The sequence below is a fragment of the Streptomyces sp. A2-16 genome, from assembly GCF_018128905.1.
Lineage (GTDB): Bacteria > Actinomycetota > Actinomycetes > Streptomycetales > Streptomycetaceae > Streptomyces.
This window is the reverse complement of sequence record NZ_CP063808.1, coordinates 183498-198824: the sequence shown is the minus strand read 5'-3', so window position 1 is coordinate 198824 and position 15327 is coordinate 183498. Positions and strand designations below refer to the sequence as shown.

13 protein-coding genes are annotated in these 15327 nt (G+C 71.8%); 10 read left to right on the top strand and 3 right to left on the bottom strand.

Annotated features, from left to right (window positions below; genetic code table 11):
* The first annotated feature begins 28 nt into the window (after positions 1-28).
* From IOD14_RS00930 to IOD14_RS00915, 4 genes are all read left to right on the top strand, one after another.
* The gene (locus tag IOD14_RS00930; protein ID WP_212669421.1) at positions 29-685 is read left to right on the top strand and encodes a TetR/AcrR family transcriptional regulator; all 657 of its coding nucleotides are present in this window, start codon (positions 29-31) and stop codon (positions 683-685) included.
* Positions 686-1034: 349 nt separating this feature from the next.
* The gene (locus tag IOD14_RS00925; RefSeq protein ID WP_123990537.1) at positions 1035-1238 is read left to right on the top strand and encodes a cold-shock protein; all 204 of its coding nucleotides are present in this window, start codon (positions 1035-1037) and stop codon (positions 1236-1238) included.
* A gap of 174 nt (positions 1239-1412) precedes the next feature.
* Positions 1413-2843, top strand: a complete 1431-nt coding sequence (locus IOD14_RS00920) for a DEAD/DEAH box helicase (RefSeq protein WP_123990536.1) — start codon at positions 1413-1415, stop codon at positions 2841-2843.
* Between the two features lie 444 nt (positions 2844-3287).
* Positions 3288-3626 (top strand): MerR family transcriptional regulator, encoded by a 339-nt coding sequence (locus IOD14_RS00915; protein WP_123990535.1) that lies wholly within the window; start codon positions 3288-3290, stop codon positions 3624-3626.
* Positions 3627-3687: 61 nt separating this feature from the next.
* On the opposite strand, the gene IOD14_RS00910 is transcribed toward IOD14_RS00915, so the two are convergent.
* The gene (locus IOD14_RS00910; protein ID WP_212669420.1) at positions 3688-4425 is read right to left on the bottom strand and encodes a DUF4232 domain-containing protein; all 738 of its coding nucleotides are present in this window, start codon (positions 4423-4425) and stop codon (positions 3688-3690) included.
* Positions 4426-4613: 188 nt separating this feature from the next.
* Between IOD14_RS00910 and IOD14_RS00905 the strand changes: the two genes are divergently transcribed.
* Positions 4614-5951, top strand: coding sequence for a helix-turn-helix transcriptional regulator (locus IOD14_RS00905; RefSeq protein ID WP_123990533.1), 1338 nt, complete (start codon positions 4614-4616; stop codon positions 5949-5951).
* A gap of 19 nt (positions 5952-5970) precedes the next feature.
* Here IOD14_RS00905 and IOD14_RS00900 read toward each other — a convergent pair whose 3' ends face one another.
* On the bottom strand, positions 5971-7290 hold the full coding sequence (locus tag IOD14_RS00900; protein ID WP_249125789.1) for a phosphatase PAP2 family protein: 1320 nt from the start codon (positions 7288-7290) through the stop codon (positions 5971-5973).
* 517 nt (positions 7291-7807) lie between these two features.
* Between IOD14_RS00900 and IOD14_RS00895 the strand changes: the two genes are divergently transcribed.
* From IOD14_RS00895 to IOD14_RS00875, 5 genes are all read left to right on the top strand, one after another.
* Positions 7808-8011 (top strand): cold-shock protein, encoded by a 204-nt coding sequence (locus IOD14_RS00895; RefSeq protein WP_007383480.1) that lies wholly within the window; start codon positions 7808-7810, stop codon positions 8009-8011.
* A gap of 184 nt (positions 8012-8195) precedes the next feature.
* A complete protein-coding gene (locus IOD14_RS00890; protein WP_123990531.1) occupies positions 8196-9626 on the top strand; it encodes a DEAD/DEAH box helicase in 1431 nt (476 codons plus the stop codon).
* Positions 9627-9747: 121 nt separating this feature from the next.
* Complete coding sequence (locus IOD14_RS00885) at positions 9748-10050, top strand: SCO5918 family protein (protein WP_123990530.1); 303 nt, start codon at positions 9748-9750, stop codon at positions 10048-10050.
* 181 nt (positions 10051-10231) lie between these two features.
* Entirely contained in the window at positions 10232-12673 is a 2442-nt protein-coding gene (locus IOD14_RS00880) for a SpoIIE family protein phosphatase (protein ID WP_123990529.1), read from the top strand.
* 75 nt (positions 12674-12748) lie between these two features.
* A complete protein-coding gene (locus tag IOD14_RS00875) occupies positions 12749-13834 on the top strand; it encodes an ABC transporter permease (RefSeq protein ID WP_123990528.1) in 1086 nt (361 codons plus the stop codon).
* 67 nt (positions 13835-13901) lie between these two features.
* Here the strand turns inward: IOD14_RS00875 and IOD14_RS00870 are convergent, their stop codons facing one another.
* Entirely contained in the window at positions 13902-15149 is a 1248-nt protein-coding gene (locus tag IOD14_RS00870; RefSeq protein ID WP_212669418.1) for an acyltransferase, read from the bottom strand.
* Positions 15150-15327 lie beyond the last annotated feature (178 nt).

The following is a 15327-nucleotide window of genomic DNA, read 5'->3' as shown; positions in this document are numbered from 1 at the left end:
TCAATAACTTCAGTGATAACCTCTAACCATGGTGAATCCGGAAGCGAAGACCCCCCGCGAGCGCTACCGCGCCCAGGTGCGCACGGAGATCAAGGAGCGCGCGTGGGAGCAGATCGCCACGGCGGGCGCCTCCGCGCTCTCCCTCAACGCGATCGCCAAGCAGCTGGGCATGAGCGGACCCGCGCTGTACCGGTACTACGCGGGCCGCGACGAGCTGATCACCGAGCTCGTCAAGGACGCCTACCGCAGCCTCGCCGACACCTTCCGCACGGCCTCGGCGGCCGGCGCCGACGTGACCGCGCTGGCACACGCCCTGCGCACCTGGGCCCTGGCGGACCCCCAGCGCTACTTCCTCATCTACGGCACACCCGTCCCCGGCTACCACGCGCCCGACGAGATCACCGCGATCGCGTCCGAGATCATGGCGGTGCTCCTGGACGCCTTCGCCGGGCTGCCGTCGAGCGGCCCGGCGTCGCCGTTCGACGCACACCTCGAGGAGCACCGGGACTGGGCGGACGGCCACCCCGCCCCGGCCGCGACCCTCCACCGGGCCCTGACCTTCTGGACCCGGCTGCACGGCACCCTGTCCCTGGAGCTCGCCGGCCACTTCACCGGGATGGGCTTCGATCCCGCCCGGTTCTACGCCGCCGAACTGGACGGACTGACCAGCGGCGGGCAGATGTGATGTTCGTCGTGCCGGGCACACCCGGCACCGACACCGGACGACAGCGGCCCGACCGCCGTATCAGGAGGTCACAGGGGTGCGGAGGATGCGCACGGCAGGAAGACTGCCCGCCCGCGGGGCAATATCTGTGCCCGCGAAAGGAGAAATAGCCCCGGGGTCCGGCGAGTATTCCCGGAACGTCGAGCGGATCAAGAATTTCCGGCCCCGCGGGGCCGATCGTGCCATGCTACTGTCGATCTCAGTTGCAGGTGTGGTTGCCAGAAGGTTCATTTCCGACGGGTTAATCAGCACGGCGACACGAAGATTCACACAGGGTGAATTTTCGAAACCGCCTCCGAAGGAGAAAAACATGGCTACCGGCACCGTAAAGTGGTTCAACTCGGAAAAGGGCTTCGGCTTCATCGAGCAGGACGGCGGCGGCCCCGACGTCTTCGCCCACTACTCGAACATCGCTTCCTCCGGCTTCCGTGAGCTGCTGGAAGGCCAGAAGGTCTCGTTCGACATCGCGCAGGGCCAGAAGGGCCCGACGGCGGAGAACATCGTTCCCGCCTGACATCGGCTCCGCCGCGCATACTTCGCAGCTGGGGCCCGCACCTTCGGGTGCGGGCCCCAGCTCGCGGCATTCTCAGGGCGCATCACACATCGCCTTCGGCTCGTTCTCGCTATTCTCTGCGCTGCTTTCGCTGCGGGAATTCCTTGATACGTGCCGCATCAAGGAAGGTTTCGCATGCATCGCACACGCACCAACTCCAACCCCACCCGCAGCCGCTCCGGCGGCGGTCCGCGCCGCGGTTCCAGGACGTCCGGGAACCGGCAGGCCGCGCAGGGTGAGTTCGCAGCGCCCAGGACGCTCACGCCCGCACTGCCCGCCGTCGAGTCGTTCGCCGACCTCGACATGCCGGCGCGGCTGCTGGCCACACTGGGCCAGGAGGGCGTGACCGTGCCGTTCCCGATCCAGGCGGCGACCCTGCCCAACTCCCTGGCCGGCCGTGACGTTCTCGGCCGCGGCCGCACCGGCTCCGGCAAGACCCTCGCCTTCGGCCTCGCCCTGCTGGCCCGTACGGCGGGACGCCGTGCCGAGCCGCGGCAGCCGCTCGCACTGGTCCTCGTCCCGACCCGCGAGCTCGCCCAGCAGGTCACCGACGCGCTCACCCCCTACGCCCGCGCCGTGCACCTGCGGCTCACCACCGTCGTCGGTGGCATGTCCATCGGCAGGCAGGCCGGCGCGCTGCGGGCCGGGGCCGAGGTGGTCGTCGCGACGCCCGGACGGCTCAAGGACCTCATCGACCGGGGGGACTGCCGGCTGAGCGAGGTGGCCGTCACCGTCCTGGACGAGGCCGACCAGATGACCGACATGGGCTTCATGCCCCAGGTCACCGCCCTGCTCGACCAGGTCCGCCCGGGCGGCCAGCGGATGCTCTTCTCGGCCACCCTGGACCGCAACGTCGACCGCCTGGTGCGCACCTACCTGCACGACCCCGTCGTCCACTCGGTCGACCCCTCGGCCGGCGCGGTCACCACGATGGAGCACCACGTCCTCCATGTGCACGACGCGGACAAGCGCCGGACGACCACCGAGATCGCGGCACGCGACGGCCGGGTGATCATGTTCCTCGACACCAAGCACGCGGTGGACCGGCTGACCAGGCATCTGCTGAGCAGCGGTGTCCGAGCCGCGGGCCTGCACGGCGGCAAGTCCCAGCCGCAGCGCACCCGGACCCTGGCGCAGTTCAAGAGCGGTCAGGTGTCGGTGCTGGTGGCGACCAACGTGGCGGCCCGCGGGATCCACGTGGACAACCTCGACCTGGTCGTCAACGTCGATCCGCCCACCGACCACAAGGACTACCTGCACCGCGGCGGCCGTACGGCCCGGGCCGGCGAGTCCGGCAGCGTCGTCACCCTGGTGACTCCCGACCAGCGCCGTGGGATGCACCGGCTGATGAGCTCGGCGGGCATCACCCCCCGGGTCGCCGAGGTGCGCTCGGGCGAGGCGGAGCTGAGCCGCATCACCGGGGCCCAGGCCCCGTCCGGTGTCCCGGTCGTCATCGCCGCGCCGCGGGTGGAGCGTCCCCGCGCGGCGTCCTCCCCGTCCTCGTCCCGGGGCCGTCGCGGACGCCGGGGCGCGCCGCGGCGCAGCGGGTTCGGCTCGGCCGCGTAGAGCCGGGCGGACCGCCACCCGGTCCCCCATCGCAGGCCCGTCGGGGCCCTGCCGACTTGCGTCGGCAGGGCCCCGACGTCGTTCCGCCGAAAGATGTCTGTGTCACTCGAACGCCAAAATCTGTTCTTGTCAGAGTAGACATTGGCTTCTGGCAGAGCTACGGTTTGTCTCGTAGATCTCATCGGTTCGAAGCAAGGACGGAGGAGCAGACGCCATCGGGATCGCCCGGCCCGACCCTGTCGGCCCGGGTACCGCAAGACCCCGGATTGGATGGTGGTCCCCGGTCACGCAGCCGCGATCCCCGCACCCCTCCCGTCACCGGGCCGGGTAGCGGAAACAGAAGGTCGGCACAGCATGAGGGCCGACAGATGGTGTTGAATTCCCTTCGGGGCCCTGGTGCCGTACGGCACCGGGGCCCCTCGACGCGTTGCACTACGAGGTGACATGGCAGCAGATACTCCACTCGGCGATCGCCTGGACGACGACGACTACCCCGCGTACACCATGGGCCGGGCCGCCGAGATGCTCGGCACGACCCCCGGCTTCCTGCGCGCCATCGGCGAGGCCCGGCTGATCACGCCCCTGCGCTCGGAGGGCGGACACCGCCGCTACTCGCGCTATCAACTACGGATCGCCGCCCGCGCCCGCGAACTCGTCGACCGCGGAACCCCGATCGAGGCCGCCTGCCGCATCGTCATCCTCGAGGACCAGCTCGAGGAAGCACAGCGCATCAACGCCGAGTACCGGCGAGCGGCCAACGCGGGGACCGACAGCTCCGGCTGACCCGGCCGACCCCGCGGACGCGGGCGGCCGGGCAGGCGGGTCGGTGCTCCTCACCGCGCCGTCACCAGTTGACGGCGTCGTCCATCGACTGCTGCCAGTAGGTGACCTTCAGCGAGTCGTCCACGTGGACGCCCTTGGCGGGCAGCGGCGGGTGGGCGCCCGTGCCGACGCTCCCGCTGCCGGAACGGCCCTGGAAGTAGACGGTCAGGGACTTCGCGGTGAAGCCGTTCCCGCCACTGCCGTCGGTGGCGGACAGGTTCACGGAGGCGTAGCCGGACTCGCCCGGCGCGAGCGTGACGACCGCCTGGGGCTGCGAGTCCTCGATGACCGGGGGCACGGACTGGGCCTCGCCGAAGCGGACGGCCGGGTAGCCGTACAGGAAGCAGGTCTTGCTGCCGGTGTTGGTCACCGTGAGCAGCATGTGGTTCACGGGGCGGGTCAGCGGAGCCGCGACCGTCTTCGTGGTGGAGCCCTCGCAGGTGACCGGCTTGCCGGCGGCGGCGGGCGCCTTGGACACGGGGGTGCGCGCGGTGGGCGCCGCGACGCCGTCCGCGGGCCCGGTGCCGGGGGAGCCCGTGGCGGCCGCGGAACCGGTGGCGGCCGACGGGTCCGCGGCGGTCGAGGGGGCCGGGGAGCCGGAGGCGGTGGTGGCGGAAGGGGCCGCGGAGGAGGAGCTCGAGCCGGTCGCGCGGCCCTCGTCCTGGGTGCCCGTCCCGTCGTTGCACGCGGTCAGCGAGAGCGCGGCGAGGACGGTGGTCGCGGCTGCGGCGGCGAGACGGACGCGGGAGATGCTGGACATGTGTCTGTGCCCCTTCGGAGTTCGGGTGGCGGTGGTGATTGGATGACCGAAGCTTGTGAGGCGATCCGTCCCAACCGCCACGCCCAGCGGGCAGTTGGGGACACCGGAACGCCGAAACGGGCTCTGACCAGGGGGAACACCATGGCCCTGGAATGCCTGAATGGGACACGGGGGGTTGAGGGGAACGGGTGTCGGAGGCAACGGGGACCGAGCGGACGGAGGCGTTCGCGCAGCAGTTGCGCGAACTCAAGGACCGGTCCGGGCTGAGTTACGGGACGCTCGCCAAGCGTCTGCACATGAGTACGTCGACGCTGCACCGCTACTGCAACGGCACCGCGGTGCCGGTCGAGTACGCCCCGGTGGAGCGGCTCGCCAGGGTCTGCCGGGCCACGCCGCAGGAGCTGGTGGAGCTGCACCGGCTCTGGATCCTGGCGGACGCGGCACGTGGACGCAGACCGGATCAGACGACGCCCGGGGGACCGGACCGTGCGGAGGCTTCGACCGGCGCGGCGGCTGCCACCGGGCCAGGACCGGACGAGGGCGAGGGTGAGCGCGAGTCAGCGGCCGGTGACGCCGAGCCCGTCGTCGTCGGCACGGCGGCCGGGACCGCCCCGCCCCGGCCTGTCTCCTGGGCCCGTCGTCGCCGTACCGTGCTGATCGCGGCCGTCGCGGTGGCCGCCGTGCTGGGTGCCGTGGCGTACGCCCTGCGTCCGACGGATGTCCGCGCCGGGGACACCCTGCCGACGGCCACCGGGCCCCTGGACGTCGGCACCGAGCAGCCCTCCGCCAGCCCGTCCGCCGGCGAAAGCGGACACAAGCCGTCCCCGACGGCCGACGGCTCTCCGACCGCGGCGGCCCGTACCGAGAACGCCGGGCCCGGCAGCTCGAAGGGCGAGGGCACGCACAGCGCGGGCGGTGCCACCGACACCGTCCCCGTCACCGTCGGCATCCGCCCCTACGTCTACGACGACCCGTGCAGCCAGCACTTCCTCGTCGACAGCGGTCCCGAGCAGGTCGGCCCGCCGGCGACCGAGCAGGACGCGCGGCGCTGGGCCGGCGCGTACGGGGCGGTCTCCTCCGGCGAGCAGCGGATCGCGCTCACCGTCCAGGGCACCGGCGAGGAGACCGTGGTCCTGAACGCCCTGCACGTCCGCTTCCTCAGCAAGGGCGCGCCGCTCGCCTGGAACGACTACTCGATGGGCGTCGGCTGCGGTGGCGGGGTGGGCACCAAGTCGTTCGACATCGACCTGGACAACGGCAGTCCCACGGTCACCGTCAAGAACGGCCAGCGCGACTTCCCGTACAAGGTCAGCGAGTCCGACCCGGAGGTCTTCTACGTCACCGCCCGCACCAAGGCGCACGACGTCCGCTGGGACCTCAGCCTGGACTGGTCCAGCGGCAGCCGCAGCGGCACCGTCCACATCGACGACGAGGGCAGGCCCTTCCGCACCAGCGCGGACGTGGGACGTCCGGGCTACGACTACCCACTGGGCGGCAGCGAGTGGATCGAGCGGGTGGGCGGCTGATCCGGGCGCCCGCCGCGGTTCACAGCAGTTCGGGCTCCGGCTGCGGCACTCGCGCCGGGGCCGGCGCCGGTTCCCACCGGGCGACGGTCCGCAGATAGCCGTAGATCACCGAGACCATCGCCAGCAGGAGAAGCGGTCCGGCCAGCCAGGGGTACTCGGCCATCTGCACCGGCAGCCAGCGGTACGACACCAGGAGCGCGACGAAGACCGCCGTGCCGTAGGCCGTCAGCCGGAGCCCGGACCGGTCCCAGCCGCGGTCGAACGTGCGCACTCCCGCCTCGATGGTGAGGGTGAACACCACGCCGGCGATGAGGTCCACGCCGTAGTGGTAGCCGAAGCCCAGCGTGGCGCAGAGAGTGGCGATCAGCCAGAAGGTGCCCGCGTACCGCAGCAGGCGGGGGCCCTTGCGGGAGTGGATGAAGATCGCGGTGGCCCACGCCGTGTGCAGGCTGGGCATGCAGTTGCGGGGGGTGACCTCGTCGAAGGGTATGGAGTGCGGGGCGGATATCGGCGGCGGGGTCTGCGGCCACAGGTTCGCCACCGCCCAGTGCCCGTCGCTCGGTATCTGCGGCGACCACAGGGCGATCGACGCCCAGTGGTCGGTGCCGGTGCCGTAGGCGAAGACCGGGCCGACCACCGGGAAGATCATGTAGATGCCCGGTCCGAGCAGGCCGATCAGCAGGAAGGTGCGCACCAGGTGGTGGCGCGGGAAGCGGCGGTCCGCCGCCACGTGGCGCAGCTGGTACAGCGCGACGACCACCGCGGCCACCGCGAGCTGGCCGTAGATGGTGTCGAGGAAGTTGAAGCCGACGGCTCCGGTGGCCGTGACGAGCCGTCCCATCAGCCACGAGGGGTTGCCCAGGGCGTGGTCGGCGTCGGCCAGGTACGGGTCGAGCACCTGCGGCCGGCTCTTCGCGGTGATGAGCAGCCAGGTGTCACCGGTCTTGCGGCCGGCCACCAGCAGCAGGCCCAGTCCGACGCCCTTCAGCAGCAGAACGCGTTCCGGCCCGGTGCGGCGGGTGAGGGCGACGACCCCGTAGCCCAGGATCACCCACAGCGCGCCGTTGCCGAAGGGGTGGCCGTGGGGCACATGGAGGCCGAAGACCCACCGGACCGCCAGGAAGAGAAGGTCGAGGCCGATCGCGGCGCCGAGCGCGATGAAGCGCTGCCGCCAGGTGAGCACCACCATCATCAGTGCGAGGCCGGCGTACAGCAGGGGTCCCGACTTGGGCGGGAGCACCAGTTCTCGGGCCTGGACGGTGAGCGGTCCCGGCAGGCCGTAGCTGCGCGCGGTGAACTCCAGCGCGATGAAGAACCCGAGGGCTATGACAGCCGCCACGGCCCAGAGTCTCGCCCGCGGATGAATCTGCGGTGGCATATGTATCAATTTCGGCCAGTTTCACTAGATGCTCGTCACAGAACCGCCTGCCGACTGTGGAAGAGGGAAGGAGCACGGTCCGGGTTCCTGTGTCCCCCCTGAGTAGCCCGGTTCACCGAAGATGCAGGGTATGGCACGACGGCGGCAGTCGAACACCGGGGCGGCACCCGTCCCGGCCCAGGACTGGCGCGCGTCGCCGGTCATGCGCGGCTTCGGCGACACAGAGAAACTGTCGCCGCTACGACAGATTCATGTGCGGGGCGCGGCGAATTTTTCGGCGCGGACACCACCAGAATTCCGGGCGACGTAGAGGCACCCACCTACCATGTGTTACCGTGATAAGAGTTGCAGTTTTGGTTTCCGGAGAATTTCTCGAAGTTCACCGGCGTCTTTCCGGATCTTCCGGAGGGGAGTCCATCGCGGCGACTCGGGGTCCGTACAGTGCGGGTCCCGGCACTGCCCCCTAGGGAGATTCAATATGGCATCTGGCACCGTGAAGTGGTTCAACGCGGAAAAGGGCTTCGGCTTCATCGAGCAGGACGGCGGCGGCGCTGACGTGTTCGCGCACTACTCGAACATCGCCACCTCCGGCTTCCGCGAGCTTCAGGAAGGCCAGAAGGTTACCTTCGACGTCACGCAGGGCCAGAAGGGCCCGCAGGCCGAGAACATCGTTCCCGCCTGACGCTGACGCGTATCTACACGGCTGGGGCCCGCACTCTTGGGGTGCGGGCCCTGTCCCATTGTCCCGAAGAATCTGATTTCTTCGTTTCTCCCCGGCTCTTTCTTGCGAATTCTCGTGCGGTTTCGCCGCGCCCCGGAGGAATTCCTCGACACGTGCCGCACGCATCGAGGAAGGTTCCCCTCCCATGAACCGCACCCGTCGTACCGGGAACAGCGGGAACAACACGTCCCGCTTCCGCTCCCGTGGAGCGAGCCACCAGCGCTCGCGTCCGGCCGCCGCTCCCGGCGGCGAGTTCACCCTTCCCACCACCGTCACCGAGGCCCTGCCCGCGGTGGAGGCCTTCAGCGAGCTCGACCTGCCCGAGCGTCTGCAGGCCGCGCTCCGCGCCGAGGGCGTGACCACGCCCTTCCCCATCCAGGCGGCGACCCTGCCGAACTCCCTGGCCGGCCGTGACGTCCTGGGCCGCGGCCGCACCGGCTCGGGCAAGACGCTCGCCTTCGGTCTGCCGTTGCTGGCCCGCCTGGACGGACAGCGCGCCGAGCCCCGGCACCCGCTCGCCCTGGTCCTCGTACCGACCCGCGAGCTGGCCCAGCAGGTCACCGACGCGCTCACCCCCTACGCGCGGGCGCTGCGTCTGCGCGCGGCCACCGTCGTCGGCGGCATGTCGATCGGCCGGCAGGCGTCCGCGCTGCGGGCCGGCGCCGAGGTCCTCGTGGCCACCCCCGGCCGGCTCAAGGACCTCATCGAGCGCGGCGACTGCAGCCTGAGCCAGGTGAGCATGACCGTGCTGGACGAGGCCGACCAGATGACCGACATGGGCTTCATGCCCCAGGTCACCGCCCTGCTCGACCAGGTCCGCCCGGGCGGCCAGCGGATGCTCTTCTCGGCCACGCTCGACCGCAACATCGACCTGCTGGTGCGCCGCTATCTGCACGACCCGGTGGTGCACTCGGTCGACCCCTCCGCGGGCACCGTCACCACCATGGAGCATCACCTCCTGCACGTGCGCGACGACGACAAGCACGCCACCGCCACCGAGATCGCCGCCCGCGACGGCCGCGTGATCATGTTCCTGGACACCAAGCACGCGGCGGAGCGCCTGGCCAAGCACCTGCTGTCGATGGGCGTGCTGGCCTCGGCGCTGCACGGCGGCAAGTCCCAGCCGCAGCGCACCCGGACCCTCGGCCAGTTCAAGGACGGCCAGGTGACCGTCCTGGTGGCCACCAACGTCGCGGCCCGCGGCATCCACGTCGACGACGTCGACCTCGTCGTCAACTTCGACCCGCCGGCCGACCACAAGGACTACCTGCACCGCGGCGGCCGTACCGCACGGGCCGGCGAGTCCGGCACCGTCGTCACCCTCGTGCTGCCGCACCAGCGGCGCGCGGTGGACCGGCTGATGTCCGACGCCGGCGTCACCGCGCGGATCACCCGGGTGCGCCCGGGCGAGGCCGAGCTCAACCGCATCACGGGCGCCCGCACCCCCTCCGGAGTGCCGGTGACCCTGCCCGTCCCGGCGCCCGCGGAGGCCCCGAAGCGCTCCGGGTCCGCCGGACGCAGCCGCAGCAGCCGCTCCGCGCGGGGCCGCCGCCGCTCCACCCCCACCAGCCGATAGCCGTACGACCACTGACGGGCCCGGCGGCCGCTCCGCCGGCGTCCCCGTCGAGAAGGAGACGAACAGGGCCGCACCCTGGCCGTTCTCACGTCACGTTCCGACTGCCCCCCGTGGAGGCACCATGCGCATCGTCATCGCACGTTTCCCCTTCGACCTGACCATGAGCGAGGTCGAGAGGTCGATGGACGGCGTCCAGCCCGAACCCGCCACCGGCCTGTGTGTGACCGTCGGTCCTCACGTCTACCCGGTCAAGCAGGTCGGCCAGGTGATCACCCGGCAGGACCGCCGTGACTTCACCGCCCACGAGGTGGGCAGGGCCCTGACCCGGCTCGGCTTCACCTGCCACGAGGTCCAGCCGCCCCGCCAGGAAGCGTTCAACGACCCGTCGGCGTCCCTCCCCTGGGCCGACAGCCCGCTGGGCTGACACACCTCCGCCGCACCAGCGCCCTGCCGGGCCGTCAGGCGTGGCCGCGGCGCGGACAGATCGTTCCGTTGCGTTCCCCGCTCCCGTCACCCCGTGCAAGACTGCGGCTCCTCACGGCAGTGCCACCGTGTTCCTCCTGTCATCGCTTGAGCGGGGGGCTGCGCGGCGGGACGCTGGGAGCATGGACAGCAGGGGCGGCACACCCGGAGGCACCGTGGAGGGACGCGTACCCGAGGACCTGGCGGTCGTCGTCGACGCGGGCGGAACGATCACGGTGTGGAGCGCCGGGGCACGCCAGCTGCTCGGGTACGAGGCCGAGGAGGTCGTCGGGCGTCCGGCGGCCGAGCTGCTCGCCGCCGACCTGCCCGAGTCCGCGCGCCGCCATGTGGCCCGGGGACTGCGCTGGGCCACCGAGGTCGCGCTGTGGCACCGCGCGGGCGGCCGTGTCGTCGTACGGCTGAAGGCGACACCGCTCTCGGACGGCGGGGGCGCGCGGCCCTGGCTGGTGACTCCCGCCGCCCCGGAGCACATGGCCGGGCCCGTCGAGGCGGACGCGGAGGCCCTGTGGGACCTCACGCTCGCGCAGCTGCCCGTACCGGTGGCGGTCTACGACACCGAGGCCCGGCTGGTGTCGGCCAACGAGGTCATGACCCGGGTGATGGGCCGCAGCGTGGCCGAGATGCGCGGTCTGACCCTGTGGGAGATCGAACCGAACCCGCCCTTCGACGAGTACGACCGCCTCCAGCGGCAGGTGCTGCGCACGGGTGAGCCGATCTTCCACGAGAACTACGGACAGGCCCCCGGCGAGGTCCGGGGCCACGCCTGGTCGATGTTCCTGTCCCCGCTGAAGGACGGGAACGGGGTGGTGCGGGGCATGTCCGCGGCCGTCTTCGACACCACCGAGCAGTACTGGGCCCGCCGCCGCCTCGCCGTCCTCAACGACGCGAGCCTGCGCATCGGCACCACCCTGGACGTGACCCGGACCGCCGACGAACTGGCCGAGGTGGCCGTGAGCGGCTTCGCGGACTTCGTCACCGTGGACCTGCTGGAGTCGGTGGCCCTCGGCGAGGAACCGGAACCGGTGCCGCCGGACCGGCCCGTCACGGTACGCAGGACCGCGCAGCGCTCGGTCCTCGCGGGCTGCCCGGAGTCGGTGGTGCCGACCGGCGAGCGGACGTTCTACCCGGTGGGCACGCCCCCGATGCGGGCCCTGATCGCCGGCCGCGGCACCCTGCCGACGATCGGTGACCCCGGGATGCAGGAGTGGGTCGAGTCCTCCCCGGCCCGAGCCGAGACCGTGGCCAAGTACATGATCCACTCGGTGATGATGGTGCCGCTGCGGGCCCGGGGGGTCACCCTGGGCCTGGTGCACTTCCTGCGGCACCGCACGACGGAACCCTTCAGCGAGGACGACCTGCTGCTCGCGGAGGAGATCGCCGCGAGGGCCGCGGTGAGCGTGGACAACGCCCGCCGCTACACCCACGAGCGGCGCACCGCGCTGACCCTTCAGCGCAGCCTCCTGCCCGACCGCCCGCCGGACCTCGCGGCCATGCAGGTGGCGTACCGGTATCTCCCGGCGGGCTCCGGGGCGGACGTCGGCGGCGACTGGTTCGACGTCATCCCGCTGTCCGGCGCCCGGGTCGCCCTGGTCGTCGGCGACGTGGTGGGCCACGGCATCCACGCCTCGGCGACGATGGGCCGTCTGCGCACCGCCGTACGGACCCTCGCGGACGTGGACCTCGCGCCGGACGAACTCCTCACCCAGCTGGACGACCTGGTCGTCAGGCTCGACCGGGAGGAGGGCCCGGAGACCCGCGGCGGGCGGCCGTCGGAGTCCGCGCCCGCGGGCGAGGTGGGGGCCACCTGTGTGTACGCCGTCTACGACCCGGTCTCCCGGCGCTGCACCATGGCCCGCGCCGGCCACCCGCCCCCGGCCGTGGTCACCCCCGACGGCGAGGTCCGCTTCCTGAACCTCCCCGCCGGCCCGCCCCTCGGCCTCGGCGGCCTGCCCTTCGAGTCCGTGGAGGTGGAGCTGGACGAGGGCAGTCTGCTCGCCCTCTACACCGACGGCCTCATCGAGGCGGCCGACCGTGACATCGAGGTCGGCCTGGACCTGCTGCGCGGGGCCCTCGCCGAGAACGCGGGCCCCCTGGAGGAGACCTGCGACGAGGTCCTGCGGGCGGTCCTGCCCTCCCGTCCGGCCGACGACATCGTCCTGATGCTGGCCCGCACCTCGGCCCTGGACACGGCGAAGGTGCGCACCTGGCACCTGCCGCGCGACCCCGCGGGGGTGGCACGGGCCAGGAAGTCGGCGAGCGAACAGGTGACGGCGTGGGGCCTGGGGGACGCCGCCTTCGCGACGGAGCTGATCGTCAGCGAACTCGTCACCAACGCCGTCCGCTACGGCGACGACCCGATCGTCCTGCGGCTGATCCGGGACTCCGCGCTGATCTGCGAGGTCTCCGACGGCAGCAGCACCGCTCCGCATCTGCGGCGGGCGAGGGTGTTCGACGAGGGCGGGCGGGGGCTGCTGCTGGTCGCGCAGATGGCGGAGCGCTGGGGGAGCCGGCAGACGGCCGGCGGCAAGACGATCTGGGCGGAGCTGGGGTTACCGGCCGATTAGTCCGGCGGGTGGCCCGGTGTTCACGGGACGGCAGAACGGAACGGTGAATTCACCCGCCTGTGCGACGATGCGCCGGTGAACGCACCCTCCACCTCCTCCACCGGCACTCCCCCCACCGAGCCGGCCCCCAAGTTCCCCGGTTTCGCGGCGGAGTTCAAGGACGCCGTGACGTTCAGGGCCTTCGGCCTGGTCCTCGGCGGCCTCCTGGTCCAACTCGCCTTCGTCGTCTCGTACGTGGGCGCCTTCCACTCCCCCACCCCGCACCGGATCCCCGTGGCGGTGGTGGCGCCCCAGCAGGCGTCCGCGAAGATCGTCGCCCAGCTGAACGCGCTGGACGGCGAACCGGTGAAGGCGACGGCGGCCTCCAGCACGGCCGTTGCCCGCGACTGGGTCATGACACGCCGCACGGACGCGGCCTTCCTCTTCAACGCGGGGGGCACCGAGGACACCCTGCTCGTCGCCTCGGCGGGCGGCCCGTCGGTCTCCCAGACGGCCACGCAGATCGCCCAGAAGATCGAGGCGTCCGAGAAGCGCCGGATCACGGTGACGGACATCCGCTCCCCCAACTCGGGTGACGGCCGCGGCATGACGTCCTTCTACCTGGTCCTCGGCTGGGTCATCGGCGGCTACCTCACCGCGACCATCATGGGCATGGCCTCCGGCTCCCGCCCGGCGAACCGCGCCCGCACCCTGATCCGCCTGGCGGTGCTGATCCCGTACGCGGTCGTGTCGGGAGTGGCCGGAGCGGTGATCGTGGGCCCGGTGTTCGACTCCCTGGGCGGCCACTTCTGGGCCCTGAGCGCGATCGGCACACTGGTCGTCCTGGCCTCGGCGGCGACGGCCCTCGCGCTGCAGACCCTGTGGGGCCTGCTCGGCACGGGCCTGGTCGTGCTCCTCTTCGTGGTCCTCGGCAACCCGAGCTCGGGCGGCGTGTACCCGGCCCCCCTCCTCCCGGCCTTCTGGAGCGCGATCGGCCAGGCGCTGCCCCCGGGCGCGGGCACGACACTGGTCCGCAACACCGTGTACTTCTCCGGCCACGCGACGGGTTCGGCCCTGTGGGTGCTGTCCGCGTACGCGGTGGGCGGGGCCGCGCTGGCCTGGGGCGCGTCGTGGTGGCGCGAGGAACGCAGGGCCGAGGCGGGGGCTTCGGCGACTGCCTGAGCGGAACACCGAACCGGCCCTCGGCGGGGCCCACGTCGCCCCCGCCGAGGGCCGGTACCGGGACTGCCTACGTCGCCCCCGCGAGCGCCGGCGCCGGTGCCGGTGTCCTCGCCCGGTGTGCCCTGCGGAGGAACGGCCTCTCGATCACGTAGTACGACAGCAGGGCCATCAGCAGGGTGAGCAGCACCGTCACCGCCAGGCGTCCCTCCTGCACGCCGAGGGACGCGAGGAGTCGTACGACCGGGTAGTGCCAGAGGTAGATCCCGTAGCTGAGATTGCGGCCCGCCCAGGCGAGGGGGGCCAGGGCAAGGAACCGGGACATTCCCGACTCGGGGCGCAGTTCGAGGGCCGTGACCAGGGTGGCGGACAGAGCCGCGACCGCGAGGAAGCCGGCCGTGTACCACGCGGCCGTCCAGCCGCCGAGGTCCTCCGTCACCGGTACCTGCCAGGCGACGAGACCCAGCAGGGCGAGGGCCGGCCAGGCGAGGCGGGCGGACCAGGTGCGCAGCAGGGCGAGGCGCGGGTCGTCGGACCGCAGGCGGGCCAGCGCCACGGCCACCAGGGCACCGGCGAGCAGCTGGTCGGCGCGGGTGTCGGTGCCGTTGTAGATGCGGTGGGCCGCTTCCGGGGTCCACAGGACGCAGCGCCACAGCAGCGGCAGCACGCACAGGGCCGCCGTGCCGAGAAGGACCGTACGGGCCCGGCACCGTCGCAGGAGGAACAGCAGCACCAGGGGCCACAGCAGGTAGAACTGCTCCTCCACGCCCAGTGACCAGGTGTGCGCGAGCGGGCCGGTGAGGTCGGAGTAGGGGCCGGACTCCATGGCCCGTACGACATTGGTGAGGAAGGCCGCCGACAGACCCGCGGCCTGGAGCGAACCGTCGAAGCCCCCCAGGGAGGTCGTCGACGCCAGCAGCACGCAGACCGCGCACAGGGCCAGCAGGGCGGGCACCAGCCGCAGCCAGCGGCGGCGGTAGAAGGACATGAGGGAGATCCCGCCGCGGCGGACGTACTCGGCGAGCAGCAGGCGGGTGATCACGAAGCCGCTGATGGTGAAGAAGACGTCCACGGCGACCGCGCCGCCCGGCAGCGCCTCGGGCTCCACGTGGTGGACGATGACGAGCGCCACGGCGAGGGTGCGCAGCCCGTCCAGACCGCCGACCCGGCCGGTGCGGGAGACCGCGGACGGAAAACCCCGGCTCGCACGGGGTGCGACCGGGGCTGGGGGTCTGCGGACGCCGGCCGCGGTGTCCGCTCCCTCCTGTCCTTGCTGGTCCGTTTCCGCCGCGGCTGTCGAGTCCGGTGCCTTCGCCATGGAAGAGATCTCTTCTCACCTGCCCGCTGAATCGAGTGATCCCAGTGCGCCTAACCGGAATTCACGCTCGCATGCGTGGCTGGGTGTCGGCTGTGCCACATCACGGCCGGGCCACAGCGCTCGCACAGGGGAGGCACGCCGACGTCCTGGACGGCAGTCGCGGCGAAGGTGTGGGGCG

What these genes read in the sequence shown, in the direction of transcription:
- IOD14_RS00930 (WP_212669421.1), top strand. Translation starts at nt 29, where the DNA reads ATGGTGAATCCGGAAGCGAAGACCCCCCGCGAGCGCTACCGCGCCCAG.
- IOD14_RS00925 (WP_123990537.1), top strand. Translation starts at nt 1,035, where the DNA reads ATGGCTACCGGCACCGTAAAGTGGTTCAACTCGGAAAAGGGCTTCGGC.
- IOD14_RS00920 (WP_123990536.1), top strand. Translation starts at nt 1,413, where the DNA reads ATGCATCGCACACGCACCAACTCCAACCCCACCCGCAGCCGCTCCGGC.
- IOD14_RS00915 (WP_123990535.1), top strand. Translation starts at nt 3,288, where the DNA reads ATGGCAGCAGATACTCCACTCGGCGATCGCCTGGACGACGACGACTAC.
- IOD14_RS00910 (WP_212669420.1), bottom strand. Translation starts at nt 4,425, where the DNA reads ATGTCCAGCATCTCCCGCGTCCGTCTCGCCGCCGCAGCCGCGACCACC.
- IOD14_RS00895 (WP_007383480.1), top strand. Translation starts at nt 7,808, where the DNA reads ATGGCATCTGGCACCGTGAAGTGGTTCAACGCGGAAAAGGGCTTCGGC.
- IOD14_RS00890 (WP_123990531.1), top strand. Translation starts at nt 8,196, where the DNA reads ATGAACCGCACCCGTCGTACCGGGAACAGCGGGAACAACACGTCCCGC.
- IOD14_RS00885 (WP_123990530.1), top strand. Translation starts at nt 9,748, where the DNA reads ATGCGCATCGTCATCGCACGTTTCCCCTTCGACCTGACCATGAGCGAG.
- IOD14_RS00880 (WP_123990529.1), top strand. Translation starts at nt 10,232, where the DNA reads ATGGACAGCAGGGGCGGCACACCCGGAGGCACCGTGGAGGGACGCGTA.
- IOD14_RS00870 (WP_212669418.1), bottom strand. Translation starts at nt 15,149, where the DNA reads ATGGCGAAGGCACCGGACTCGACAGCCGCGGCGGAAACGGACCAGCAA.